This is a genomic window from Enterobacter sp. E20, assembly GCF_000801755.2.
GTDB lineage: Bacteria > Pseudomonadota > Gammaproteobacteria > Enterobacterales > Enterobacteriaceae > Enterobacter > Enterobacter asburiae_B.
This window is the reverse complement of sequence record NZ_CP012999.1, coordinates 1,150,013-1,173,511: the sequence shown is the minus strand read 5'-3', so window position 1 is coordinate 1,173,511 and position 23,499 is coordinate 1,150,013. Positions and strand designations below refer to the sequence as shown.

Below are 23,499 nucleotides of genomic sequence, written 5' to 3'. Positions count from 1 at the left end.
GGTGTCATTATGATTAAATCATTAACGTCCCTGTCAGACTTAAATATGCGTTCGGGTGCCGATATTCTCCTTGAAGTGCTGGAGAGTGAAGGTGTGGAATATATTTTTGGCAACCCCGGCACCACCGAACTCCCGCTCATTGATGCCCTTCTTCGCCATGAAAATATTCACTATATTCTGGCACTCCAGGAGAGCAGCGTGGTCGCCATTGCCGACGGCTACGCGAAAGCCTCCGGCAAGACCGGTTTTATCAATTTGCATACCGCCAGCGGTCTTGGGCATGGCATGGGGAATCTCATTAATTCGCGGATCATGAAAACGCCGCTGGTTGTCACCGTCGGGCAACAGGATACCCGCCACTACGTGCGCGACCCGCTCCTGTATGATGACATTGTCTCCATTGGATCGCCGGTGGTGAAATGGGCGCAGGAGGTCACCAGCGCCGACCAGCTTCCGGTGCTGGTGCGCCGGGCGTTTCATGCCGCCAGCTACCCTCCCGCGGGTCCGGTGCTGCTATCCCTGCCAATGAACGTGATGGAAGAGCTCAGCGACGCCGGGATACAAACGGCCTCTAAAGTGAACTACCACACCGTGGCGGGCTCTCTGGACGAGCTGGCGCAGGCGCTAAGCGAAGTCACCCCCGGGAGGATCATGATTGTGGCGGGGGATGAAGTTCACTCCAGCGGCTCGACGCAGGAGATCGTCCAGCTTGCTGAAGCCCTGGGCGCCCACGTCTACGGCTCCTCCTGGCCGCTGAATTTACCCTTCCCCACGCAGCACGCGCTCTGGCGAGGGAATATGCCCACCACCGCAAAGGAAATCGCCAGCGTCGTTAATGCCTACGATGCGGTGTTTATCATCGGCGGCAGAAGCCTGATTACCATTTTGTATAGCGAGGGCGAGGCGATTCCGGAAACCTGCGCGGTGTATCAGCTCTCGGCGGATATGAACGAGCTGGGACGCACCTACGCCACCCGCCTCTCGGTGATGGGGGATATCACACTCTCCCTGAAGGAACTGTTGCCGAAGCTTGAGCAGCGCCGGGTGGCAAGCAAATTGACGCATCAGCGGCTGCTCAAAGCGGCACGCGCTGAACGTGAAAAAGAGTGGCAACTGCAGGAAGAACGTCTGGCAGCCGAGCGGCTGCGCCCGGCGATTTCGCCGATGGTCGCGGCCTACGAGGTGATAAAGTCTGTTCCACCGGGCATAACGATTGTCGACGAGGCGATTGCAACGGCCAGACACGTTCGCCGGTTTATCTCCGACCAGCAGCACCCGCGCTACTACTTTATGCGCGGCGGCGGTCTGGGCTGGGGAATGCCTGCAGCAGTAGGTCACTCGCTGGGGCTGGGGCGCGAGCCGGTTGTGTGTCTGGTTGGCGACGGCGCCTCCCTGTACTCGCCGCAGGCGCTCTGGACGGCGGCGCACGAAAATCTGCCCGTCACCTTTATCGTGATGAATAACCTGGAGTACAACATCCTGAAAAACTTCATGAAAGGACAGCCGGGCTACAGTTCGACAAAGCTGGGTCGTTTTATCGGGATGGATCTGATTAACCCGCGAATTGATTTCCAGTCGCTGGGCACCGCGATGGGTATCCGCTGCTGCCGGGTGACCCAGGCCGCGGATATCGCCACGGCGGTGACGCAGGGGCTACAGTCAGGAAAAACCAATTTGATTGAAATTGCCATTTCCGCAGATTGATCGACCGTTTCAGATGTACCCTACATAAAACACTTATAACCGAAACGCCTCAAGCCGCTTAATCTGCCGCCCTTCTCCGTCAAAATTCTCCGCCGCCAGCCAGGCGCGCAGTTCGGCATCGCGCTGCGGCCACTCGCCGTCAATAATAGAAAGCATATCGCTGTCGCGGTTGCGCCCTTTGCGCACCAGCTTCTGGCGCAGGCGTCCTTCCCAGACAAACCCCAGCCGCTCCGCCGCATTTCGTGACGCAACGTTCATGGAATCGCACTTCCACTCGACGCGCCGGTAGCCGTGCTCAAACGCATTTTTCAGCAGCAGCCACACCGTTTCGGTGCCCATCCGGGTTCCTTTCATCCTGCGCGACCAGGTCACGTGCCCGATCTCCACCGACCCCAGCAGCCGCTCGTTAGCCATATAGCTCACCAGCCCCACCGCGCGTTCGGTGCGTAAATCAATGACGGCAAACGGCACCAGCTCATCGTCCATAACCTTTCCCACGATCCAGTGTGCGGTGGCTTCCACGCTCGCTGGCTGCGTGCTGGCAAGCCACGTCCAGTCGCTGTCGTCGCCCAGGGCATAGGCCTCGTAGAGATCGGCCGCGTGGCGATCGGCATCCAGCGGCTCCAGGCGGCAATACTGGCCGAACAGCGGCGTGCGGGTTAATACGCGCGCGCCTCTCCAGTCGGGAACGATATCGTTAACGGTTTGACCATGTTGATTGATTTCGGGCACGGCGGTGACTCCCTGAAAGGTAAGGAGTTTGTTATAGCAGGTTAAAAAGCGGGCGAAAAGCAGCGTATTTTAATAGCCCGAACGCATGCGATATTCCTGGAAGGCATAAGCAAAGCTGAATTTCGACTTTGCGGAATGTCAGAGTCGCCCTAACGTAGCGGAGCATAAAACAATCACAATATATTCTTCTCAGGGATCGCTATGACGAAAAAACTGTTGCCGTTACTGGTGCTGGCTGCGCTCTCAGGCGCTGTCCACGCCGCTACTCCGCCCAACACGCTGGTTGTTGCCCAGGGGCTGGATGACATCGTGAGCCTCGACCCGGCCGAAGCCAACGAGCTTTCCAGCATCCAGACCGTGCCGAGCCTGTATCAGCGTCTGGTACAGCCGGACCGCAATAACCCGGAAAAAATCACCCCGATTCTGGCAGAAAGCTGGGAAGCGGACGCGGCAGCAAAAACCCTGACGATTAAGCTTAAGCCCGATGCCAAATTCGCCTCCGGTAACCCGCTGCGCCCGGAAGACGTGATTTTCTCTTACACCCGCGCCGTGACGCTGAACAAATCCCCGGCCTTTATCCTCAACGTGCTGGGCTGGGACGCGAGCAACATCGCCAGCCAGCTGAAAAAGGTGGACGACCATACCCTCCAGCTTCACTGGACGGCGGACGTTAGCCCGTCGGTGACGCTGAATATTCTCTCCACGCCGATTGCCTCCATCGTTGATGAAAAGCAGGTTGCGGCGAACGTGAAGGATAATGACTTCGGTAACGCCTGGCTGAAAATGCACTCGGCGGGCAGCGGCGCGTTCAAAATGCGCGTCTATCAGCCGCATCAAGCCATCGTGCTGGAAGCTAACGAATCTGCACCCGGCGGCGCGCCGAAGCTCAAAAGCATCATCATTAAAAACGTCCCCGATCCGGCTTCACGCCGCCTGCTGATCCAGCAGGGTGATGCGGACGTGGCGCGCGATCTCGGTGCAGATCAGATAAGCGCCCTGGACGGCAAGCCGGGCGTGAAGGTGCTGAGCATTCCGTCCGCCGAGCAAAATTACCTGGTGTTTAACACCGGCAACAGCGCCAACCCGCTGCTGAACAACCCGGCGTTCTGGGAAGCCTCGCGCTGGCTGGTCGATTATGAAGGCATCACCAAAAATCTGCTGAAAGGCCAGTACTTTGTTCATCAGAGCTTCCTGCCGGTCGGCCTGCCGGGCGCGCTGGAAGACAACCCGTTTAAATTTGACCCGGCAAAAGCGAAAGCCATTCTCGCCAAAGCGGGCATTAAAGACGCGCACTTCACGCTGGACGTGGAGAACAAGCCGCCGTTTATCACCATCGCCCAGTCGATGCAGGCGAGCTTTGCCCAGGGCGGCGTGAAGGTCGATCTGCTGCCTGCCGCCGGGAGCCAGGTCTATGCCCGCGTGCGCGCAAAGCAGCATCAGGCGGCGATCCGTCTGTGGATCCCGGACTACTTCGACGCGCACTCTAACGCCAGCGCCTTCGCGTGGAACGACGGTAAATCCAGCACCGTGGCCGGGCTTAACGGTTGGAAAATTCCGGAGCTGAACAAAGCCACGCTGGCGGCGGTAGCCGAGCCGGATCCGGCGAAGCGTCTGGATCTCTACAAAAAGATGCAGGAACAGCTGCAGCAGAATTCGCCGTACGTGTTCGTCGATCAGGGGAAAACCCAGATCGTGGTGCGCGATAACGTGAAGGGGTATCAGCAGGGGCTGAACGCGGATATGGTCTGGTACGATCGCGTCACGAAGTAGCCCTTCTCCTTCTCCTTCTCCCTCTCCCGTGGGAGAGGGTTGGGGTGAGGGCAACATCGTGCAACAGAGCCGCCTGTTCCCCCTCACCCCCGCCCTCTCCCACAGGGAGAGGGGGTCGTCCGTGCATATTTTCAGGATAACGATTTACCCATGCCACATCTTTCCACCCGCGTTCTCCAGGGGCTGCTGACCCTGCTGCTCACGCTCCTCGGGCTGCTGCTCGTCACGTTTGCGCTCTCGGCGTTTTCACCGGTCGATCGCGTGCTGCAGATCGTCGGCGATCACGCCAGCCAGTCAACCTACGATCAGGTTCGCCATCAGCTTGGGCTGGATCGGCCTCTGCCCGTGCAGTTCTGGCACTACCTGCAAAACCTTGCCCACGGGGATTTAGGCACCGCCAGCGCCACCGGGCAGCCGGTGCTGCAGGATCTGCTGCACGCGTTTCCCGCCACGCTGGAGCTGGCGACTTTGGCGTTGATCATCGGCGCCGTGCTCGGCGTGATTGCCGGGGTGCTGTGCGCCCGCTACGCCGGTTCGCCGCTCGATCTCGCCATCAGAACGCTCACCCTGCTCGGCAACTCGGTACCGATTTTCTGGCTCGGCCTGCTGATGCTGGCCCTGTTCTACGCGAAGCTGCAGTGGAGCGCGGGTCCCGGCAGGCTGGATGATATCTGGCAGTTCACCGTCGAGCCGCGTACCGGCTTTGCGCTGGTGGATACCTGGCTTTCCGGCGATCGCGAGGCGTTCCGCAACGCCCTCAGCCACCTGGTGCTGCCGGTGCTGCTGCTGGCCTATTATTCGCTGGCGAGCATCACCCGCCTGACGCGATCCGCCTGCCTGAGCGAAATGAACAAAGAGTACATCCTGCTTGCCCGCGCCAAGGGCGCCGGGGAGATGACCATCCTGCTGCGCCACGTGCTGCCGAACATTCGCGGCACCCTGCTGACGGTGATCGCCCTCGCCTACACCAGCATGCTGGAAGGCGCGGTACTGACCGAAACCGTCTTCTCCTGGCCGGGGATCGGGCGCTACCTCACCACCGCCCTGTTCGCCGGAGACACCACCGCCGTCATGGGCGGCACGCTGCTGATTGGCGTCTGCTTTGTGCTGATCAATAACCTTACCGACCTGCTTGTGCGGGCGACCGATCCCAGGGTGCGCTGATGCCGTTTTATCTTTTCTTACGCCGCCTGCGCCGCTCCCCCGCCGCGTTTTGCGGGCTGGCTGCCATCGCGCTGCTGGTGGTTATCGCCCTGTTCGCGCCGTGGCTCGCGCCGCTTGACCCGAACTGGCAGGACGCCGCCGCGCGCCTGCAGGCACCGAACAGCCAGCACTGGCTGGGCACCGACAGCTACGGACGGGACCTGCTTTCGCGCCTGATTTACGGCACCCGTCCGGCGCTCGGGCTGGTGGCATTAGTTACCGTAATCACCCTGCCCGCCGGGCTGCTGGTGGGGATTTTGTCCGGCTACTACGGCGGCTGGCTGGAGCGCATCCTGATGCGTTTTACCGACGTGGTGATGTCGATGCCGCGCCTGATCCTCGCCTTCGCGTTTGTGGCGATGCTTGGCCCGGGGCTGGTCAACGGCGCGCTGGCGCTGGCCTTAACCACCTGGCCCGCCTACGCGCGTCAGGCGCGGAGTGAAATTCAGCGGCTGCGCCACAGCGATTATCTGGCCGCCGCCGAGATGATGGGCATTCGCGGCCCGCGCCTGCTGGTCGGCCATATCCTGCCCCTGTGCCTGCCGTCCGCGATTGTGCGGCTGGCGCTGGATCTGGCGGGGATTATTCTGGCGGCTGCCGGTCTGGGCTTCCTCGGCCTTGGCGCGCGTCCGCCGATGGCCGAATGGGGCGCGATGATCGCCGACGGCATGCAGGTGATTTTCGACCAGTGGTGGATTGCCGCCATTCCGGGCGGGGCGATTCTGTTTGCCAGCCTGGCCTTTAACCTGCTGGGCGACGGCCTGCGCGACGTACTGGAGCCACAGCATGACTGAACAACGCGTCATCGTCGATGCGCTGAACATCGACTACCCCGCCGCGCGCGTGGTCAATAACCTGAGCTTCACGCTGGGCAACGAGCGGCTGGCGCTGGTGGGGGAATCCGGCTCGGGCAAATCAATGTCCGCCCGCGCCCTGATGGGGCTGGTGCGTAAGCCCGGCATCGTGAGCGCGAACCGGCTTAACGTGCTCGGCAACGACCTGCTGACCCTGAGCACCCGCCGCTGGCAGGCGCTGCGCGGCAACGGGATTGCGATGGTCCTGCAGGACCCGCGCTACGCGCTGAATCCGGCGAAAAACGTCGCCGCTCAGCTCGATGAAGCGCTGACCCTGCACCAGCACCTGCCCCGCGCCGAGCGCCTGGCGCGCATTCACGACATCATCCGCGCCGTCGGGCTCAACGAACACGTCCTCCAGCGCTACCCTGGCGAGCTCTCCGGGGGCATGGGCCAGCGGGTGATGATCGCCATTGCGCTGATCAACAACCCGCAGGTGCTGATTGCCGACGAACCCACCTCCGCGCTGGACGCCCGCCTGCGCAACCAGATCCTCGAACTGCTGGTGCAGCAGAGCGAAGAACGCCAGATGGCGATGCTGTTAATCAGCCACGATCTGCCGCTGGTGGCGGAGCACTGCGACCGCGTGCTGGTGATGTATCAGGGCGAGAAGGTCGATGAGATGGCGGCAAGCCGACTTCCGCAGGCGACGCATCCGTACACCCGCACCCTGTGGACCTGCCGACCCAATGCGGAAACGTTCGGCCAGATGCTGCCGACGCTGGACCGCACGCAGCCGTGGAAGGAGGCCGATAATGGCGCTCGTTGAGGTTAAGGATCTCCAGGTGAGATTCGGAGAGAAAACGGCGGTGTCCGCCGCCAGCTTTGGCATCGAGAAAGGTGAAACCTTCAGCCTGATCGGCGAATCCGGCTGCGGGAAATCGACTATTCTGCGCGTGCTGGCGGGATTGCAGCGCGAGTGGAACGGCCGTATTTCGATCCTGGGAGACGCGCTACGGCCAGGACGGCGTTTTGAAGGCGAGCTTCGCCGCAACGTGCAGATGGTGTTTCAGGATCCGTGGGCGTCTCTGCATCCAAACCACACCGTTGCGCGCACCCTGTCGGAGCCGTTAAACATCCACGGCGAAACGCGGATTGCCGAAAAGGTAGCGGATGCGCTGCAGCAGGTGGGGCTTTCCGCCGACGCGGGCAGGCGTTATCCGCACCAGCTTTCCGGCGGGCAGCGTCAGCGCGTTGCCATAGCCCGCGCGCTGCTGCTGCGCCCGCAGCTTCTGCTGCTGGACGAGCCGACTTCGGCGCTGGATATGTCGGTGCAGGCGGAAATTCTGAACCTGCTCAACAGCCTGAAGGCCGAGCACGGCATGACCTACCTGCTGGTGAGCCACGACGCGGACGTGATTGCCCATATGTCCGACCGGGCGGCGTTTATGGCGCACGGGGAGATCCAGAAAGTGTTTGACCGTGAAGCGATGTTGCGGGGTGAGCACAGGATGGGGTAAACCGCGTGGCGGCGAGCGCCGCGCGGGTTTTCCAGGCCGGGTAAGGCGTCGCCGCCACCCGGCAAAAAAATCACTTCAGCAGCTTCACCGTGGCGTCGATGTCGATCTCATCTTCGGTGAAGATCAGCGTCGTGTTCTGGAAGGTGGTGATCGCCAGCTTCTTCACCGTGCGCATTTCGCCCGGCTTTTTCTCGGATTTCGGCTTGATGCTGTTCATCAGCAGCCCAACCGACAGCACCGCGTTCTCTTTGTCGATTTTGGTATCAGCCGGCTCTTCTTCGTTAAACACCACGAAAGATTTGATAGAGGAGAGCTTCACGCGCTCGCCGGCAATAAACAGATGTTTGCTTTCAGGGATCACCTTCACCGCATAGGCGGAAAGGCCTTTGTTGTTGGTGGTTGGCTCAAAGGTCACCGCGGCATCTTTCTTAATCAGATCGGGGTTCGCGACCTTAATCACATGAAAATAGCGGTTGTCGCCGTTTTCATCTTTGATAAATCCAAAGCCTTTATCTTTAAACCACGTTGTGATTGTACCGTTCATCGCTCTTACCGCCTGTCAGATCGTAATGACTAAAGTTTTGCAGCGCGCAGTGTAATGCACAATGACGGAGGAGACAAAAAAAAGCCCCTGCACGGGTGCAGGGGAAAACTCATGTCAGAGCTTTTACCCTAAATAATTCGAGTTGCATGAAGGCGGCGACGCAGCGAATCCCCGGGAGCGTACATCAGTACGTGACTGGGGTGAGCGAGGAAAGCCAACGCACAGGCAACTTGAAGTATGACGGGTATATTAGTATTTAGTTGAACACCATCCCTCCATCGATTAAGAGCGACTGACCGGTCATGTAGTCGGAATCCGGGCCTGCCAGGTATGAGACGCAGGCGGCGACATCTTCCGGCTCGGACAGGCGGCCAAGCGTAATGCGTTTGGCAAAGGTTTCGGTCCCGTAGCCGAGCGGTTTACCCGCCGCCTCGGAGACCTGACGGTCGATTTCCGCCCACATCGGCGTTTTGACGATGCCCGGGCAGTAGGCGTTAACGGTGATCCCCAGCGGCGCGAGATCCCGTGCGGCGGTCTGGGTTAAGCCGCGCACCGCGAACTTGCTGGAACTGTAGACCGCCAGTTCCGGGTTGCCGGTGTGGCCCGCCTGGGAGCAGGCGTTGATGATCTTGCCGCCGTGCCCCTCTTTGCGGAAGGCGTCAATCGCGGCCTGGATCCCCCAGATCACCCCTTTCACGTTGATGTTGTAGACCTTGTCGACAATGTCCGGCGTGATGGATTCGATAGGGGTAGACGGCGCAATCCCGGCGTTATTCACGATAACGTTAAAGCCGCCCAGCGCGGTGCGCGCTTTCTCCACCGCCGCAAATACCTGTTCGCGGTCAGAGACATCGACCTTCACGGCGACGGCGTTGCCGCCGTTACGGATGATTTCATCGGCGACGGCTCTTGCCGTCTCAACGTTATAGTCGGCGATGGCGACGGCAAAGCCATCTTTCACCAGGCGAAGCGCGATCGCTTTACCAATCCCCTGGCCTGAGCCTGTTACGAGAGCAACTTTTTGCATTTCTCTGTCCTTATATTGAGTCACAAAATCTGGCTGAGATGGAGCTGGCCCATCAGCAGCGGGTTATCGCTGTAGTCGACGGGAATGGCCACCACGGCCGGGCCATCCACATCCATCGCCGCACGCAGCGTCGGCTCAAGCGCCTCGGCGCTCTCTACGGCAAAGCCTTTCGCACCGAAGGCGTCGGCATACGCTTTGAAATCGACCGGGCCGAACTCGACGCCGGAAAGCCGCTGGTATTTTTTCTCTTCCTGAATCGCCACCATGTTGTAGGCGTTATCCACCCAGATGATGTGCAGCACGTTGGCGTTGAGGCGCACCGCGGTTTCCAGCTCCATGCTCGACTGCAGGAAGCCGCCGTCACCGGAGACTGAAACCACCTTGCGGCCCGGGTTCACCAGCCACGCGCCAATCGCCCACGGCAGGGCAACGCCCATGGTCTGCTGACCGTTGGAGATCATCACCTGACGCGCCCGGAAGCTGTAGAGGTAGCGGGCGATCCAGATGTGGAAGCTGCCCATGTCGACGGTGAGCGTCACGTCGTTGTTCACAATGTCCTGCATGGCGCGCACGATGCGCAGCGGGTGCAGGGCAAACTGGTTGAGCGAGGCGCCGCGGCGGTCGAGCAGATCCCGCTGATGCTGGCGATCGACCAGAATTTCGGAGGCCCGCTGGCTCAGCTCGAGCTTACGGTCGATCCGGTTAGCAAGCAGGTTCAGCGTTTCGGCGATATCCCCCACCAGCTCCAGATCCGGCACGTAGTTACGCTCTTCATAGGCGGGCAGCACGTCGATATGCACCAGCGTCGCGTCACCGCTGTTCCACATGGACGGCTCGTACTCCACCGGGCTGTAGCCGATGCAGATAATCAGGTCCGCCAGATGCAGCAGCCGGTCGCCCGCCTGGTTATTGAACAGGCCGACGCGTCCGGCAAAGCGGGTGAAGTGCTCCTGGTTTACCGCCCCGGCGGCCTGATAGGTGCTGGTGACCGGAATGCGGCTTTTCTCCAGCAGCTTGCGCAGCGCGGCGCTGTTCGCGGGCTGGCTGGCCATCAGGCCGAGTAAAATGACCGGATTTTTGGCGTTTTCGATAAGCTTCGCCACGTCGTTAATCGCTGACTCCGGTGCCGGGCCCATCAGCGCCGGGCCGCTGGCGGGTAAAATCGCCCCCGTGGCGGGCTGGTCGACGATATCCTGCGGCAGGCTGACGAACGCGCCCCCCGGCCTGCCGTGCTCGGCGGCGCGAAACGCGTTCGATACCACCTCGGCAATCGCGTCCGGTGAGCTGACCTCCACGGCGTATTTAGTGACAGGGCTGAACATGGCGACGGTGTCCATGCTCTGGTGCACCAGCTTGGCTTTATCCGCCCGCTTCACCGCCCCGCCCAACGCCACCACCGGGTCGCCTTCGCTGTTGGCGGTGGCGATGCCGGTGATCAGGTTAGAACAGCCCGGCCCGGAGGTGACCAGCGCCACCCCGGCCTTGCCGGTCAGCCGCCCGACCGCCGCCGCCATAAACGCCGCGTTGGCCTCGTGGCGTACCGGGATGATCTCAATGGAGGAGTCCAGCAGGGAGTCAAAGACCTTGTCGATTTTCGCACCCGGGATCCCGAACACCTGCTTCACGCCCTGCGCTTCCAGCTGGCCGACAACCATATCGGCGCCGTGCGCCCACTGACGTGACTGTTTCTCACTGTTCACGGTAGTTCTCCTGTTAGTTTTCGACGGAACGGATCGCTGCATCAAGATTGCTGGGGTGAAGGTTGGCCTGTAAGAACGCGCTGTCGGCGGGCAGGTCAATCATCAGCTTGTGAATTTCACCGAAGGTGAGCACGCCATTCTCCAGCTGGTAGTCGAGCAGATGGCCCCCGCCCTGACGGTCGTCGGTGATGAAATGCTCGTGATAACCCGCCACGTTGATGCCCTGCATGTGCTGCGGCGTGCGGAACCCGACCAGCACCCCTTCGCGCTGGTTAAAGCGGAACACCGGCTGGTCGTCCAGCACGTCGGTCATCGCGCGGTACGGCGGCTTCTGGCGCGGTACCGTGCGGGTATGGGCGTGGCGGAAGTTGCCGTCAATGCGCAGCGCGCAGAACAGATTGTCGGAGGGGATCTGCTGGTCGATGACGTCGTGGATCTGCTGACGGCTGACCGGTGCATCGAAGGTTTTGCGGTACTGCGGCTGGAACCAGGTCATCACCGCGAACGGCGTTTTCTGCTCCGGCTTCGCGGCCCGGGCGCTGCCGTCGGCGCGCAGCTGGTACACCTGGCTGCTGAAGGCAATCATTTCACCGTCCAGCTCGTTGAAGGTGCCCAGACCAAAATCACCATGTGCCAGCAAATCGGCGATGGTGGTCTCTCCTTCGTACACGCCGCTTAGCAGGGCGCTCATTAGCGATGTCTGATAGATCACGCTGTCAGGATGCTGGGCGGAGAACCCCCGCAGGGTCTCGCACAGGCTGGCCTCACAGTCGCAGGCAGATGAATGCATCATCGTGCTCGTCCTCTTCAACTTTATTTAGAAAGGTTAAATAAATGTTGACCCGATTCAGCAGAGAGTTCCAATATAGAAACCATGCTGGTTTGAGACGTTTTAGATATGGAACTTCGTTATCTGCGGTATTTTGTCGCGGTTGCACGCGAGCGACACTTCACCAGGGCGGCCGAAGCGCTGGGTATTTCACAGCCTCCTCTGAGTCAGCAGATCAAACGGCTCGAAGAGGAAGTGGGCACGCCGCTGTTCAGACGCCTGACGCGGGGCGTGGAGCTGACCGAGGCGGGAGAAGCCTTCTACGAGGACGCCTGCAAAATTCTGGCGCTGAGCGATGCCGCGCTGGAAAAAGCCCGCGGCATCGCGCGCGGGCTGAACGGCAACCTGTCGATTGGCATCACCAGCTCCGACGCTTTTCATCCCAAAATTTTCGCGCTGATCCGCCAGTTTCAGGTGCAGAACATGGCGGTGCAGGTTCACCAGGTGGAAGCCAATATGTCGTCGCTGACGACGATGCTGGCGGAGGGTGAACTGGATATCGCCTTCGTGCGCCTGCCGTGCGAGAGCAGCAAGGCGTTCGAGTTAAAAATCCTCGACCGGGAGCCGATGGTGGTGGCGCTGCATCGCGATCATCCGCTGGCGGCGTGCGATTCGCTGGCGTTAGAGCAGCTTAGGGATACGCCGGTGGTGCTGTTCCCGCAGGAGGTCGCGCCGGGGCTGTACGAACGGGTTCACGGCTGCTGCGAGCGGGCCGGGATTGACGTGCAGCACGCGCTGCAGTCGTCGCAGCTTTCCTCCTCCCTGAGCATGGTTTCCGCGGGCGGCGGGTTCGCGCTGGTGCCGAAATCCATGGCGGCCATTTCACCGCCGAATGTCACCTATCACGCGCTGAGCTCGCCGGAGCTTTATACCGATATCGCGCTCTGCTGGCGACGCTTTGAACGCTCGCGGACGGTGAAGCGGTTTTTGATGATGATGAGCGAGGGGTGACGGCAGTACAGGGGTTTTGGTTTTTTGTAGGCCGGGTAAAGCGCAGCCGCCACCCGGCAATGCCAGCCTCTGTCGGTTCCTGGAACGGTAAAGGTCATGTTGATGCACGCTTCGGTACTACGTTTTCCTGGTAATTGTTTGCCGCAAACCATCTGTTACTCTGGCTGCACTCAAGGGATGACAAGGAAGAGAGATGCTGAATCCAGGCTGGCAAGATGCCTTGAAATACCCTGAACAATGGAGGTTTTGATGACTACACGAGTTATTGCATTTTTGCTCCTACTGGGCGCATTTGCTGTAAATGCTGCCGATGGCGGCAATGGTGGGGATGGCGGAAACGGTTCTGATGGAGGAAACGGTTCGGATGGCACCGTCTCAGCTCCGGGCCGTGCGGGTTGTCCGGGCGGAACAAATCCGGACGCGTCGGGAAAATTTTATCTTCCAGGAACAAAACAGCAATGCAATCCGGGGAAGCAGGATGCCGTGAAAAGCGCCAGGCAATCAGATGCAGAGTGACAGTATGCTAACGCATCCTGGCTCCACATCCTCACTTGCCTCGAGCTTCAGGCATGAATACCTGCGCCGGAATACGCAGACCTAGACGCCTCCGCACGTAATGCGGCCTGCACCGCGGGTCGGGCACTGATTTTATCCCTGTACGCCAGTAGCGCGGGCCAGTCGTTGAGTTCAATTGAGAAGAACGTGCACCATCCCAGCACGGTGAAAAGATAGGCATCCGCCACGCTGAAAGATGCTCCCGTCAGATAAGCGCTTGCGGAGAACGTTTCCTGAAGAAAATCGAACCGCCTGAACAGCTTCTCACGAAAAATCGATTTGGCCTCTTCGGGCAGCGCACGATTAAAAAGAGGTGCCGATCCCGCGTGTATTTCGCTGGTGATAAAGTTAAGCCATTCCTGAAGCCGTACCCGCTCCCAGCCGTCTGCTCGCGGTGCCAGCCCACTTTCTGGCTTGAGGTCTGCCAGGTACTGCAAAATGGCTGGCCCCTCGGTCAGGATTTTCCCGTCATCCAGTTCAAGCGCAGCGACATAACCTTTAGGATTGATGGTCAGGAAGTCGCGCCCGTCAGCGGTAAGCTTGCTCCTGTTGTCCACTTTAACCAGTTCAAACTCAATCGCCAGTTCGCGCAGCACGATATGGGGTGAGAGTGAACAGGTGTCCGGGGCGTAATAGAGTTTCATGATCTCTCCGTTAATGCGGTTGTGTGATTTACATACACTGTGCTTAAAGCCATTCTCACTGTAAAATTAATGATTCATAAAATAGCTATTAGCTGAGCTACTGATATCCATGATGAATCTTTTACACTGGCGCTTGCTGGTTGCAGTGGCCGATGCCAGTAATATTTCCCGTGCCGCTGAAGAGGTCGGTATGACGCAGTCGGGCGCCAGCCAGGCGATCGCTCAGTTAGAGGCCTCATTAGGATTTGCGGTATTCACGCGAGAGCGGCGCCACATCGGCGTAACGTCGCTGGGTGAACGGGTTGTCAAAGAAGCAAGGAGTATGCTGGCACGGCTGGATGCCATCCGTGCACTGGCGGATGAGAGCCGGGGGCTGAGCGGCGGACGCATTCGTCTTGCCAGTTTTCCTTCGGTGACATCCACATTTTTGCCCGGGCTGCTGCGGGATTTTAAGCGCCTGCATCCTGAAATCGAGGTGATCGTACTGGAAGGGACGGACCAGGAGGTCGAAGAGTGGCTGGCAGCAGATACGGCTGATGTGGGCGTGGTCATGAACCCTGTTCCCGGGCGTGCTGAAGCGATCTTAGGGCAGGATGCATGGGTCGCGGTGCTGCCAGCCAGCCACCGTCAGGCTCGTTATGCACGTACGCGCGGCATCACCCTTGAGGAACTGGCAGACCAGCCCTTCGTGCTCGCAACGGGCGGTTGTGCCGTCAATGGAAAAAGCCTGATGGAACTGGCTGGCTTACAGCTGTCTGACGTGCGGGTGACCGTCCGCGACTGGATCAGCGCCTGCCTGCTGGTACGCGAAGGCATGGGCGTCGCGCTGATACCTGAATCCGCCCTGCCGGGTGAATTACGCGGCTTGTGCGTCGTGCCCGTGACGCCTTCGCTGTACCGGGAGTTTGGGCTGGTTTGTTCGCAGGCTGGCAAATCCTCCCGCGCGACGCAGGCGTTATTAGAAGGATTGCTCAAAATGAAAAGGTCTGCGTGAAGGAGTAACGGCGGTGCAAACTGTGCCCGGCGGCGCTGCGCTTGCGCGTGCCTACGGGTTGTGTCGCGGGTTGGTTGGCGGTTTTGCCGGCCGGGTAAGGCGTAGCCGCCTCCCGGCAATGCCCTTCTGGAAGCCGCCTCGCAAACTTTCAAGCAACCTTATGTAATTCAGGGTGATCCCTTTCCTTCCCTTTTTCGCCGCCGTAAAGTGCCTGCGTTGCGGCACATCCGTAACCGGGCGTAGGAACCCGTTAGCATAAAGCGATATTTTTTGTCGCGACAGCGCATATCCCGTTAGAATCACGGTGGCGCTGACGGAGCAGCCGAAAGGCTGGCCGTTTTTCTTTATGCACGGTATTCCTACCTCCGTCAGCGCTACCCCCTCTGAGCGTAGGAACTCATCGGGCGGTTAATATTTTTTTGCATAAAGAGGATGCCTTATGGCTACTATCCCTGGATTTTCTTACGCGCTCACTGAAGAAAGCGCTGTTTATCACCTTATCCACCTGCAACTTCCCGATTCTGCGAATCTCTTCGAACTGGCTGACGCCTGCACTGCGTATGTCAGCGTGCTGGTGGAAACTGACGACGCGGTGACGTTTGCCACACTCTGTAAGCGATTACTGGCTGCGCTTAAGCGGCTGCGGGAGTGCTGCAATGTCGAACTGCCTTCGCATCTGGTTGAACAACTGATTGCGGGAGAAAAGATTGCCTCCTGCGTGCCGGACTGCTGGCAAGAGACAACGCTACAGGTGGACTATGCCGTAGCGTTAACGTTGGCGGTTATGGGCGGGACGTTGCCTGTGAGCGTGGCGAAAGAACTCACCGGACTGCTGCATGATATGGTCTGGCTGTTGGCGGAGTTTGTGAAGGAGCCGTATATCACAGCGCACTGAGGCGGGTGATGGGAGGCCGGGGTTCTGCTGCGTAAAGAGCAGGATTTTGGCCTTGTGCAAAATACAATGTTGTTTGTTGGATTTCCGTTAAGAGCAAAGAATGGACTGCAAAAACATTTTAAGTATTATCGCAGATAATTATATAGTTCATTTTTTAACAATGTCGATAACATTACACGATAAAAGCATTAGAGTTGACACAGGCTAAATATTTGATAAAGTTATATTTTCAACACATTATAGTAATAAACCATGAACATTGAAGATGAATTGGTGAATTTTTTACACCGGACGATGCGTGACAATGACACTAAATATAGAGATATTGAGTTAATTTTATTTTATTTTGGTTTCCGAGAGGAAATGTGGCCAACATTAGATGATGCTGCAATCAGATTTAATGTTGGCGACTCTGACAAACGTCGTTCGGAAAGACCAAGGCAAATAATCAAAGAAAAATTCACAAGTAAAGTAACTATATCTGACCTACCTATAACGCATGAGGTTTATACAATAATTGAGTCAAACAGATGTTCCACTGTAGAAGATACAACAATAAAACTAAGGGAGAGAAATTTAGTCCCAACCTCATTTAGCATAAAGGGAATATTAAATTTACTGCATCACCTGAACGTCTGTGAAGAATATAATATATACACTAACAAACTTCTTCCTTCAAGCAGGCAATCAATTGATTCTGAAACAAACCTTTATATATTAAAATCATCAGAACTCCCTTATATAAAAAAAGCCACACGTAAAATAAGAACTTCCCCAGGGCTGGTTGGCATATCAAACTTTTCAACTTTCCTTAAAAATAATGAAGAGTGCGTGACTTACAAAGAAATATTATTAGATATAATTCGTTCTCGGGATGACATTTGGTTATCGAATATTAATGGCGACTATTGGTATATCGTAGAAGAAAGAGAAAACACTCTAATTAACAATTTAGGGAAAATTAAAAACATCGCTGATGTTGTTAATATTGACACGCTTTCTATTGTACTATTGAATGCTTTTAAACGAAGAACCCCACCTAAAGGTGCTATATATCCTCCCGCAAATGTTTTAAAAAAATATATTGAATCGTCTCGGTTCACTGAGTTTGATGGCTATGCTGTAAAGTTAACATTAGCAGCTGCTAACTTAAGAGATATAGAAATCGATATTATTAATTACATGCAAAATAAAGAGGCCATTAGTTTCGTAGAGGTCAAGTCTTTTCTTGAGCGGAGGGGTTATAGCAAACCCAACATAGATAAAGCAATACTAAATTCACCACTTATTTTTGCTGATAAATCCATTCGGAAAAGTTACACATACACCTTGTTGCAAAATGAATATTTTGCAAGTGAAATCGCCCTGGATAGATATGAGGAGTATAAATGCAAATTATTAGCAGCATGTGCCGAGGGAACGGATACTGAAACTACAAGCATATCGCGAAAAGAGCAGCGATTATTGAGAAGTTGGCTTTTTGAAAATAAAGAAAGTGAAACTTGCGCTATTTGCTCGAATGTATTTTCAGTGAATTCTCTGGTCGCCGCACACAAGAAACCAAGATCGATTTGTTCTTTCAATGAGCGAGTGGATCCTCATATTGTTATGCCTTTATGTAAATACGGGTGCGATTATTTATATGAGTGCTGCTATGTTACTATTGTTGATGGTGTTGTAAGTGATAATATTTCACTCAGACTATCAAAATTTGAATGTGATTATATTGAAAGAATTAGAAATAACATTATTGACAAACGCTGGCTTAAAGGTGATTTAAATTACTTCCGAAAAAATTAATCAAAGGAGGTAATAAGCCAGCAGTAAATATATTATCCTAACAACATAAGATCTATGTCAGATAATCTTTTCATCAATAATAAAGCGTCTGCTTCTGGCACAAAGCGGGCGCATCTTCCACACACGTCCATACACTGCTATAAGAAAAACCATCACCCGCAGAAATCCTTCTCACCAAACAATTCCTGAATACGCTACGCAAATCAAACAAATACCCAAAGCCGATCCATACCATCCACTTTAATCTCTCACCACCACCTCTTAAAGTGTTCGTACTCAATACATGAGCGCCGTAATCACGAGCATGTTGAAACTGCAGCCCATTGGAGTTTCCACATTGTCAACTCACCACCTACCATCTATAATGTTTCCATCCTGGAAACAAGGGGCAAGGATGCACGTCGTCTCAAGAGCGCCTTTCGACGCGGCTACCAGACAATTTCCTAATCAAGCACAAGCCCTGGACGATCTTTACCGGGTACTAAAAAAGGAGCATTACCCGTCACCGGACGATATGCGAAAACGCTTCCCCAGCCTGGACAGGATGAAGTACCGGGAGAAATGGTGGGTCATTGATGTGGGTGGCGGGCATTTAAGAGTGATGTTTTTTGCTGATTTTGAGCGAGGAAAGATTTTCATCAAACACATCAGCACACACGCAGAATATGACAAGCTCACGGACCTCTACCGGAGAACGAAAGAATGAATTATGCAACAGCCATCAAAGCGGCAAACGATCTGACAAACGCGCTCCCTTTCCTGGGCTCAAGCCCGTCGCGGCATGATTACGAGGATGCGCTGGCGTTGGTGGAGTATCTGGTCGAACACGAACCCGATAGCCCGCTGGTAGATATGCTCACCGCAAAAATCGATAAGTACGAAAACGAGTCTCCGGAGTTTGCGGAATTTAACGCGCGTGTTGCCCGCATTCCGTCAGGCGTTGCGTTATTGCGAACGCTGATGGATCAATACCAACTCACTCAGAGCGACTTCGAGAACGAAATTGGCAAGAAGTCTCTGGTGAGTCGAATCCTTAATGGACAGCGCACGTTAACGCTGGATCATATGCGTGCGCTGGCGAAGCGTTTTGGTTTGCCGGTGAGTGCGTTTGTCGGGAAGTGATCGAGAGCAGGCGCTTTGTACCCAATCCGCGATAATGCGTCGTTTACATACAAGAACAAAGAGCTGTTTATGAAAACAATTGAAGAACTACGAAACGAGCTTCTAAAAATAGGTGAGCAACTAGGGGGAGGCACAAGGTCAAACCATTACTTCTTTATCCCTGACCAACCCGATGGGGTTGCAACTCCCTATCTTGAAATTCATGGCAAAGAATATCATTTTATCGTCAGTGAAAGAGGCCTTGAGATACAGCGAAAAGTAACGCTCAGTGACGATGAAATTCTGTATTGGTTTGTGGATAGTGCTGTGGCGGGGATGGCCTCAACCTATGCAGCAAGCCATTCATCTGAACGAGAATTTAGAGAGGTTTATTTCAGAAGGCAATACAGTTTAATGCTCTCTATCAAACCTGAATGGGCAACAAGAAAGCGCAAAGAAATCACTGAGCTCCTCCATTCGCAAAGAAGCGAACGTGGTTAACCCAACCGGCTCGTTACATTTACTTCCCTGTTGCCCTCTCTTTTCCTGGTAATTGCCTGCAACACACCATCTGTTACTCTGGCAGGACGCAAGGGATGACAAGGAAGAGAGATGCTTAACCCAGGATTCGTTACCCGCAAAGCGCTTGCTCAGTGGAAGGATGTTCCCGCTTTTCTCCCCCAGTTCCAGTTTCATGAAAAACACCTGACGGTCATTCACACTAGCCGCCCTGAAAATATTCTGCCGATGATTGCCAGCTTTGACGTCCGGCAAGATGCCGTGATTCAGCGGTTAATGTCATTGCGTCAAATACCGCAAAAATTTCTGCGCAACCAGAAGCCACAGTCGATCGGCAACTTTGGTTTGCACAGTTTTACCCTTTTGAAGAACTCTGCATCTGAGCTCTGCTATGGCTTAAGAGGGCAATTCTGGCGTACCGATTTCGGTCTTGAAAACGTGCCGGATGCCAGTGCTTTTCAGACCCCAGCCGAGCCGGGCAGCGCGAAACTGTTGCTGCGCTACAAGGTAACGGAGCTGGCGCCCGGCAAACATGAGCTCTCTACGGAAACATTCATCTATTGTCCGGACAGACGCACTCGACTAAAAATGTCGGCTTACTGGCTGATAATACGGGCGGGAAGCGGCTGGATCCGTAAAAGGACGCTGAAGGCTGTTAAATCGAATATTGAAGGACGGGAGTCATAAGATGCTGGCTTATATCACAATAGGTACAAACAACTTTCAGCGCTCCGTGAATTTTTATGACGCAGTTTTTAACGTTCTGGGCTATTCACGTCTGCCGGCATGGACTGAAAGCTGGGCAATGTGGGGAGATGAAAATAATCCCGGCGAGGGCTTCAGCTTCTGTCTTTGTCCTCCTTTTGACCAGCAGCCCGCGACGGCGGGAAACGGGACAATGTTCGCATTCAGTGCAGATAACGCGGATCTTGTCAGACGGTTCCATGCAGCTGGCCTCCTTGCGGGAGGAACGGATGAAGGCGAGCCTGGTACGCGAAGCGCGTACGGCCCCGACTTTTATGTTGCCTATCTGCGCGATCCTGACGGGCATAAGCTCGCATGCGTTTATCAGCATTACTCTCCTGAAGCCGATAAGTTTGTAGAAAAGGAATAGTCGCTTCAATCCTTATCTACCGCCCCACCGCCACGCTCGCCGACAGCCCCGCCACCAGCTCAACCCCCTCCGGCAACCTGTCGATATGAATGCGCACCGGCACGCGCTGCGCCAGGCGCACCCAGCTAAAGGTGGGCTCGACGTCGGGCAGGCCCAGCCCGCCCGCCTCATCGTTGCTGTCCCCGATCCCATGCCCGATGCTCTCCACATGGCCCGTGATGACAGGCTCGTAACCCATCAGCACCACCTGCGCGGCATCCCCGACGCGAATATGGCGCAGCTTGGTCTCCTCAAAGTACCCCACTACCCAGAAGCTGTGGGCATCAACAATGGCGACCTTCGTCTCCCCCGCCGTCGCGTAGTCTCCGGGGCGAAGCCGCAGGTGCGTGACGTACCCCGAGACCGGCGCGCGCACGGTGGCGTGCGCCAGATTCAGCTCTGCCAGATCCAGCGCGGCCAGCGCGCCGTGATAATTGGCCGCCGCGACGTTCGCCGCGCTGCCGGTTTGCTGTAAATCCTCGCTCGAGATGGCGTTTTTAATCAGCGTGCGTCGGTGGGCCGCGTCCTGGCGCATCAGCATCTCATGGCGTTTCGACTCGACGTCCGCCTGCGCGCTGACCACCGCCAGCTTAAGCCAGCGCGGATCGATGGTGTAAAGCACATCGCCCCGGTTCACCCACTGATTGTCCCGCACGGCCACGCTGATGACCGGCCCGGAGACGTCCGGCGCAATCTGCACCACGTCCGCCCGCACGCGGCCGTCGCGGGTCCACGGCGTTTGTGCGTAGTGTTTCCACATCATAAACGCCAGAAGCGTGGCCGCCGCGACGGCGCTCAACGTCAGCGCATAGCGAGCCAGTAAAGAGAGCAGTGATTTCATGACAATAACCCCAACGCGATCAGACCCTGCATCAGCAGGAAAAAGGTGACAATCCAGGTTGAAATATCCATCAGCGGGCGAAACGGCAAGCGCCGGTAGAGCCTGCTGAGCGAGAAAAGCGCGACGAGGCCCAGCGTGCAGACCAGCGCCGCGAGGGCGACCATCAGCAGCCCCGGAATAAAAACGCCGCCGATATTGAGATCGTTAACCATGGTCTGGCCCCCGTAATGCACAGTGCAGATCCACCAGCCTGAAGACCAACTGGCGCGCGTGTTCATCTGCCGCAGGCAGATGGCGCGCGATAAGGGCAGCGATGCGTTCGCGTAAGGCGTGGCGGTCCGCGGCGTTTAACCGATGAAAAAGCGCGTCAACCTCCCTGCCGGGCGGTGCGTCACTGCGGCGTAAATGCATGACCGCCAGCCCCAGACGCAGCGCGTGTAACAGTCGATCCAGCGCCTGCTCCGGCGCGCGCGCGCTGCGCGGCAGGCGCGGCAGTAACAGGGCGGTTCGGTCCATCATCAGGTTGATCCAGTGCGTTTCATCAACCCGCAGCGTGCCCTTCACGCTGCGGCGAATGTCGCGCTGGCAGAGGTTCAGCAGACGCGCGATGGCGCCGTCCGCCCGCACGGTTTGCAGAAGGCTCATGCTGACGACGGCAAAGCCGGTGGCGGCAAAGAGCGCGATGGCGGTGTTGGCCGCAACGGCGAAGTCTCCGCTGTAGTGCGCCCCCAGCTCGCACAGAATGGGCAGCGTCAGGGTGATGCCCATCGCCATAAACGTGGTGGGCGGGCGCGCCTGAAGCGACCCGGCCAGCAGATACGCCGGGGCAAGCACCGCCACCAGCACCGGGAAATCGCTTACCTGCGGCAGCAGCGCAAAGCTGTAGAACAGGCTAATGACCACGCCCCAGAATGAGCCAATGATGTATTTCACGATATGCGGCGCCGGGGTGTCGAAGCTGCCAAACAGCGTGCAGCAGACGCCGAGTATCGAAACCGCCGTACCGCCATCCGGCCACGCCGAGAAGATCCAGACCAGACAGCCGCTCAGGATGATGGCGAAAGCCCCCAGCGCCGTGCGGGCGGCAGTAAGAGGATCGCGGTGGAAAACGTATCCTTTCACCGCGCGGGTTTGCACCTCCCCAAACACGGGTTTTGCACGGTGGATGGCCCCGGAAAGACGTTCGCACTGCTGCAGAAGCGCGATCGCCTCCGAGAGGTAGCGGATAAAACTGACCTGCAGCGCGTCGTCAAAGGTCTGCGCCTGCGCGGCATACCGATCGATGAGAAGCGCACAGCGGAGCCGCAGCGACTCTGCCGTACTGCCGGCATCAGCGCCTTCAGCGGTAAGCCAGGCCTGAACGTCGCCCATCAACGCCTGCACGTCGGCGGGCAGGGTTCCGCTCGCTGGCAGGCGATCGTGCAGTTCACAGTTGACGATAACCAGCCGCGCCAGCCGGTCGTGGATCGCTTTTCTGTCCTGCCGCACCGGGGCTGAAAGGGCAAAATCGTACGGAATATGGTGGCTGATGCCCTGCAGGAACTGCAGCGCCAGGGCCAGATGCAGCGGGCCGGAAGCCGCGTCAGGTTTACCTGCTAAGGTATCCGCCACCCGCCCGCGCGCGGCCTGTAGCGTCTGGGATAGCTTAGCGTTGAACTGGCCCGATACGCGCGCGGGCAGCACGTAGCGGTGGATCAGCGCCGCGCAGAAAATCCCAATCGCGATCTCCTGCACGCGGACGATGGCGACGTTAAAAATGCCGCCGGGATCGGACACCGCCGGAAAACCAATCAGGCTCGCGGTGTAGCCCGCCAGCACAAACGCGTAAGCCCGGGGCGTGCGTTCCTGCAGGGAGAGCCACAGGCAGAATACGATCCAGCCCGTCAGCACCGCGCTGCAAAGGACTGGCGTATTCGCGAAGGCAGGCACAATCACAACGGTCGCGCTGGCACCCGCCACGGTACCGGCCAGCCGGTAGAGGCTTCTGCTCAGCGATGCGCCGACTGACGTCTGCGACACGATGTAAACCGTAATAATGGCCCACGAGGGGCGTTCGAGGCCGATCGACAGCGCAATGTAATAAGCCAGCATCGCCGCGGCAAAACTCTTCGCAGAGTAGATCAGCGCGCCCGCATCGTTTCGCAGCGCGGCGGGGAGACGCACGGGATGAGAGAAGATGTTTTTCATGCCGGGATTATTACCGGCTTGCAGACCCGCTTAAAT

At 57.1% G+C, this 23,499-nt stretch carries 26 protein-coding genes; 17 read left to right on the top strand and 9 right to left on the bottom strand.

The annotated features are described in order from the left end of the window. The first annotated feature begins 9 nt into the window (after nucleotides 1-9). Nucleotides 10-1,704, top strand: coding sequence for a thiamine pyrophosphate-binding protein (locus tag NI40_RS05420; RefSeq protein WP_039264052.1), 1,695 nt, complete (start codon nucleotides 10-12; stop codon nucleotides 1,702-1,704). A gap of 33 nt (nucleotides 1,705-1,737) precedes the next feature. Here NI40_RS05420 and NI40_RS05415 read toward each other — a convergent pair whose 3' ends face one another. Continuing rightward, nucleotides 1,738-2,436: a GNAT family N-acetyltransferase gene (locus NI40_RS05415; protein ID WP_039264051.1), complete on the bottom strand. Its 699-nt coding sequence runs from the start codon at nucleotides 2,434-2,436 to the stop codon at nucleotides 1,738-1,740. Nucleotides 2,437-2,637: 201 nt separating this feature from the next. On the opposite strand from NI40_RS05415, the gene NI40_RS05410 reads away from it, so the two are divergent. From NI40_RS05410 to NI40_RS05390, 5 genes are all read left to right on the top strand, one after another. Continuing rightward, nucleotides 2,638-4,206 (top strand): ABC transporter substrate-binding protein, encoded by a 1,569-nt coding sequence (locus tag NI40_RS05410; RefSeq protein WP_039264050.1) that lies wholly within the window; start codon nucleotides 2,638-2,640, stop codon nucleotides 4,204-4,206. A gap of 150 nt (nucleotides 4,207-4,356) precedes the next feature. Further along, on the top strand, nucleotides 4,357-5,370 hold the full coding sequence (locus NI40_RS05405; protein ID WP_033144875.1) for an ABC transporter permease: 1,014 nt from the start codon (nucleotides 4,357-4,359) through the stop codon (nucleotides 5,368-5,370). Then, a complete protein-coding gene (locus tag NI40_RS05400) occupies nucleotides 5,370-6,203 on the top strand; it encodes an ABC transporter permease (RefSeq protein ID WP_039264049.1) in 834 nt (277 codons plus the stop codon). Before NI40_RS05405 ends, NI40_RS05400 begins: the two co-directional genes overlap by 1 nt. Further along, a complete protein-coding gene (locus tag NI40_RS05395; RefSeq protein WP_039264048.1) occupies nucleotides 6,196-7,032 on the top strand; it encodes an ABC transporter ATP-binding protein in 837 nt (278 codons plus the stop codon). The genes NI40_RS05400 and NI40_RS05395 overlap by 8 nt, the downstream gene beginning before the upstream one ends. Further along, entirely contained in the window at nucleotides 7,019-7,723 is a 705-nt protein-coding gene (locus NI40_RS05390) for an ABC transporter ATP-binding protein (protein WP_039264047.1), read from the top strand. Before NI40_RS05395 ends, NI40_RS05390 begins: the two co-directional genes overlap by 14 nt. Before the next feature lie 70 nt (nucleotides 7,724-7,793). Here the strand turns inward: NI40_RS05390 and NI40_RS05385 are convergent, their stop codons facing one another. From NI40_RS05385 to budA, 4 genes are all read right to left on the bottom strand, one after another. After that, entirely contained in the window at nucleotides 7,794-8,267 is a 474-nt protein-coding gene (locus tag NI40_RS05385) for a cold-shock protein (protein ID WP_023310683.1), read from the bottom strand. A 256-nt stretch (nucleotides 8,268-8,523) separates the two neighbouring features. Next, complete coding sequence (locus tag NI40_RS05380; RefSeq protein WP_024906954.1) at nucleotides 8,524-9,294, bottom strand: (S)-acetoin forming diacetyl reductase; 771 nt, start codon at nucleotides 9,292-9,294, stop codon at nucleotides 8,524-8,526. 20 nt (nucleotides 9,295-9,314) lie between these two features. Continuing rightward, entirely contained in the window at nucleotides 9,315-11,036 is a 1,722-nt protein-coding gene (gene alsS / locus NI40_RS05375) for an acetolactate synthase AlsS (RefSeq protein WP_198922085.1), read from the bottom strand. Continuing rightward, nucleotides 11,008-11,787: an acetolactate decarboxylase gene (gene budA, locus NI40_RS05370; RefSeq protein ID WP_039264046.1), complete on the bottom strand. Its 780-nt coding sequence runs from the start codon at nucleotides 11,785-11,787 to the stop codon at nucleotides 11,008-11,010. Before budA ends, alsS begins: the two co-directional genes overlap by 29 nt. 105 nt (nucleotides 11,788-11,892) lie before the next feature. Here budA and NI40_RS05365 point away from each other — a divergent pair, with 105 nt between their 5' ends. Both NI40_RS05365 and NI40_RS22510 read left to right on the top strand, forming a co-directional pair. Then, nucleotides 11,893-12,774, top strand: a complete 882-nt coding sequence (locus tag NI40_RS05365; RefSeq protein WP_038417608.1) for a LysR family transcriptional regulator — start codon at nucleotides 11,893-11,895, stop codon at nucleotides 12,772-12,774. Nucleotides 12,775-13,023: 249 nt separating this feature from the next. Next, the gene (locus NI40_RS22510; RefSeq protein WP_071884815.1) at nucleotides 13,024-13,290 is read left to right on the top strand and encodes a hypothetical protein; all 267 of its coding nucleotides are present in this window, start codon (nucleotides 13,024-13,026) and stop codon (nucleotides 13,288-13,290) included. Between the two features lie 47 nt (nucleotides 13,291-13,337). Here NI40_RS22510 and gstA read toward each other — a convergent pair whose 3' ends face one another. Continuing rightward, nucleotides 13,338-13,973, bottom strand: a complete 636-nt coding sequence (gstA, locus tag NI40_RS05360) for a glutathione transferase GstA (RefSeq protein WP_039264044.1) — start codon at nucleotides 13,971-13,973, stop codon at nucleotides 13,338-13,340. 109 nt (nucleotides 13,974-14,082) lie between these two features. Here gstA and NI40_RS05355 point away from each other — a divergent pair, with 109 nt between their 5' ends. From NI40_RS05355 to NI40_RS05325, 9 genes are all read left to right on the top strand, one after another. Then, on the top strand, nucleotides 14,083-14,967 hold the full coding sequence (locus NI40_RS05355; RefSeq protein ID WP_039264042.1) for a LysR family transcriptional regulator: 885 nt from the start codon (nucleotides 14,083-14,085) through the stop codon (nucleotides 14,965-14,967). Between the two features lie 304 nt (nucleotides 14,968-15,271). Next, nucleotides 15,272-15,379 (top strand): ash family protein, encoded by a 108-nt coding sequence (locus NI40_RS24460; RefSeq protein ID WP_157843315.1) that lies wholly within the window; start codon nucleotides 15,272-15,274, stop codon nucleotides 15,377-15,379. Nucleotides 15,380-15,406: 27 nt separating this feature from the next. Further along, nucleotides 15,407-15,862 carry a hypothetical protein gene (locus tag NI40_RS05350; protein WP_039264041.1) on the top strand — a complete coding sequence of 152 codons (456 nt, stop codon included), beginning with the start codon at nucleotides 15,407-15,409 and terminating at the stop codon, nucleotides 15,860-15,862. Between the two features lie 252 nt (nucleotides 15,863-16,114). Next, nucleotides 16,115-17,662: a hypothetical protein gene (locus tag NI40_RS22500; RefSeq protein ID WP_071884814.1), complete on the top strand. Its 1,548-nt coding sequence runs from the start codon at nucleotides 16,115-16,117 to the stop codon at nucleotides 17,660-17,662. A gap of 394 nt (nucleotides 17,663-18,056) precedes the next feature. After that, the gene (locus NI40_RS05345) at nucleotides 18,057-18,368 is read left to right on the top strand and encodes a type II toxin-antitoxin system HigB family toxin (protein ID WP_039264040.1); all 312 of its coding nucleotides are present in this window, start codon (nucleotides 18,057-18,059) and stop codon (nucleotides 18,366-18,368) included. Then, nucleotides 18,365-18,784, top strand: coding sequence for a helix-turn-helix domain-containing protein (locus tag NI40_RS05340; protein WP_039264039.1), 420 nt, complete (start codon nucleotides 18,365-18,367; stop codon nucleotides 18,782-18,784). The genes NI40_RS05345 and NI40_RS05340 overlap by 4 nt, the downstream gene beginning before the upstream one ends. Nucleotides 18,785-18,853: 69 nt before the next feature. After that, on the top strand, nucleotides 18,854-19,264 hold the full coding sequence (locus NI40_RS05335; RefSeq protein WP_039264103.1) for an Imm63 family immunity protein: 411 nt from the start codon (nucleotides 18,854-18,856) through the stop codon (nucleotides 19,262-19,264). Between the two features lie 111 nt (nucleotides 19,265-19,375). Further along, complete coding sequence (locus NI40_RS05330) at nucleotides 19,376-19,969, top strand: hypothetical protein (RefSeq protein WP_039264038.1); 594 nt, start codon at nucleotides 19,376-19,378, stop codon at nucleotides 19,967-19,969. A 1-nt stretch (nucleotide 19,970) separates the two neighbouring features. After that, nucleotides 19,971-20,396: a VOC family protein gene (locus NI40_RS05325; RefSeq protein ID WP_039264037.1), complete on the top strand. Its 426-nt coding sequence runs from the start codon at nucleotides 19,971-19,973 to the stop codon at nucleotides 20,394-20,396. A gap of 16 nt (nucleotides 20,397-20,412) precedes the next feature. Here the strand turns inward: NI40_RS05325 and NI40_RS05320 are convergent, their stop codons facing one another. The 3 genes from NI40_RS05320 to NI40_RS05310 are packed head-to-tail and all read right to left on the bottom strand — an operon-like array spanning nucleotide 20,413 to nucleotide 23,463. Then, nucleotides 20,413-21,276 carry an efflux RND transporter periplasmic adaptor subunit gene (locus NI40_RS05320; protein WP_039264035.1) on the bottom strand — a complete coding sequence of 288 codons (864 nt, stop codon included), beginning with the start codon at nucleotides 21,274-21,276 and terminating at the stop codon, nucleotides 20,413-20,415. Continuing rightward, the gene (locus tag NI40_RS05315; RefSeq protein ID WP_039264034.1) at nucleotides 21,273-21,488 is read right to left on the bottom strand and encodes a DUF1656 domain-containing protein; all 216 of its coding nucleotides are present in this window, start codon (nucleotides 21,486-21,488) and stop codon (nucleotides 21,273-21,275) included. The genes NI40_RS05320 and NI40_RS05315 overlap by 4 nt, the downstream gene beginning before the upstream one ends. Next, complete coding sequence (locus NI40_RS05310) at nucleotides 21,481-23,463, bottom strand: FUSC family protein (protein ID WP_045142935.1); 1,983 nt, start codon at nucleotides 23,461-23,463, stop codon at nucleotides 21,481-21,483. Before NI40_RS05310 ends, NI40_RS05315 begins: the two co-directional genes overlap by 8 nt. Nucleotides 23,464-23,499: the final 36 nt, after the last annotated feature.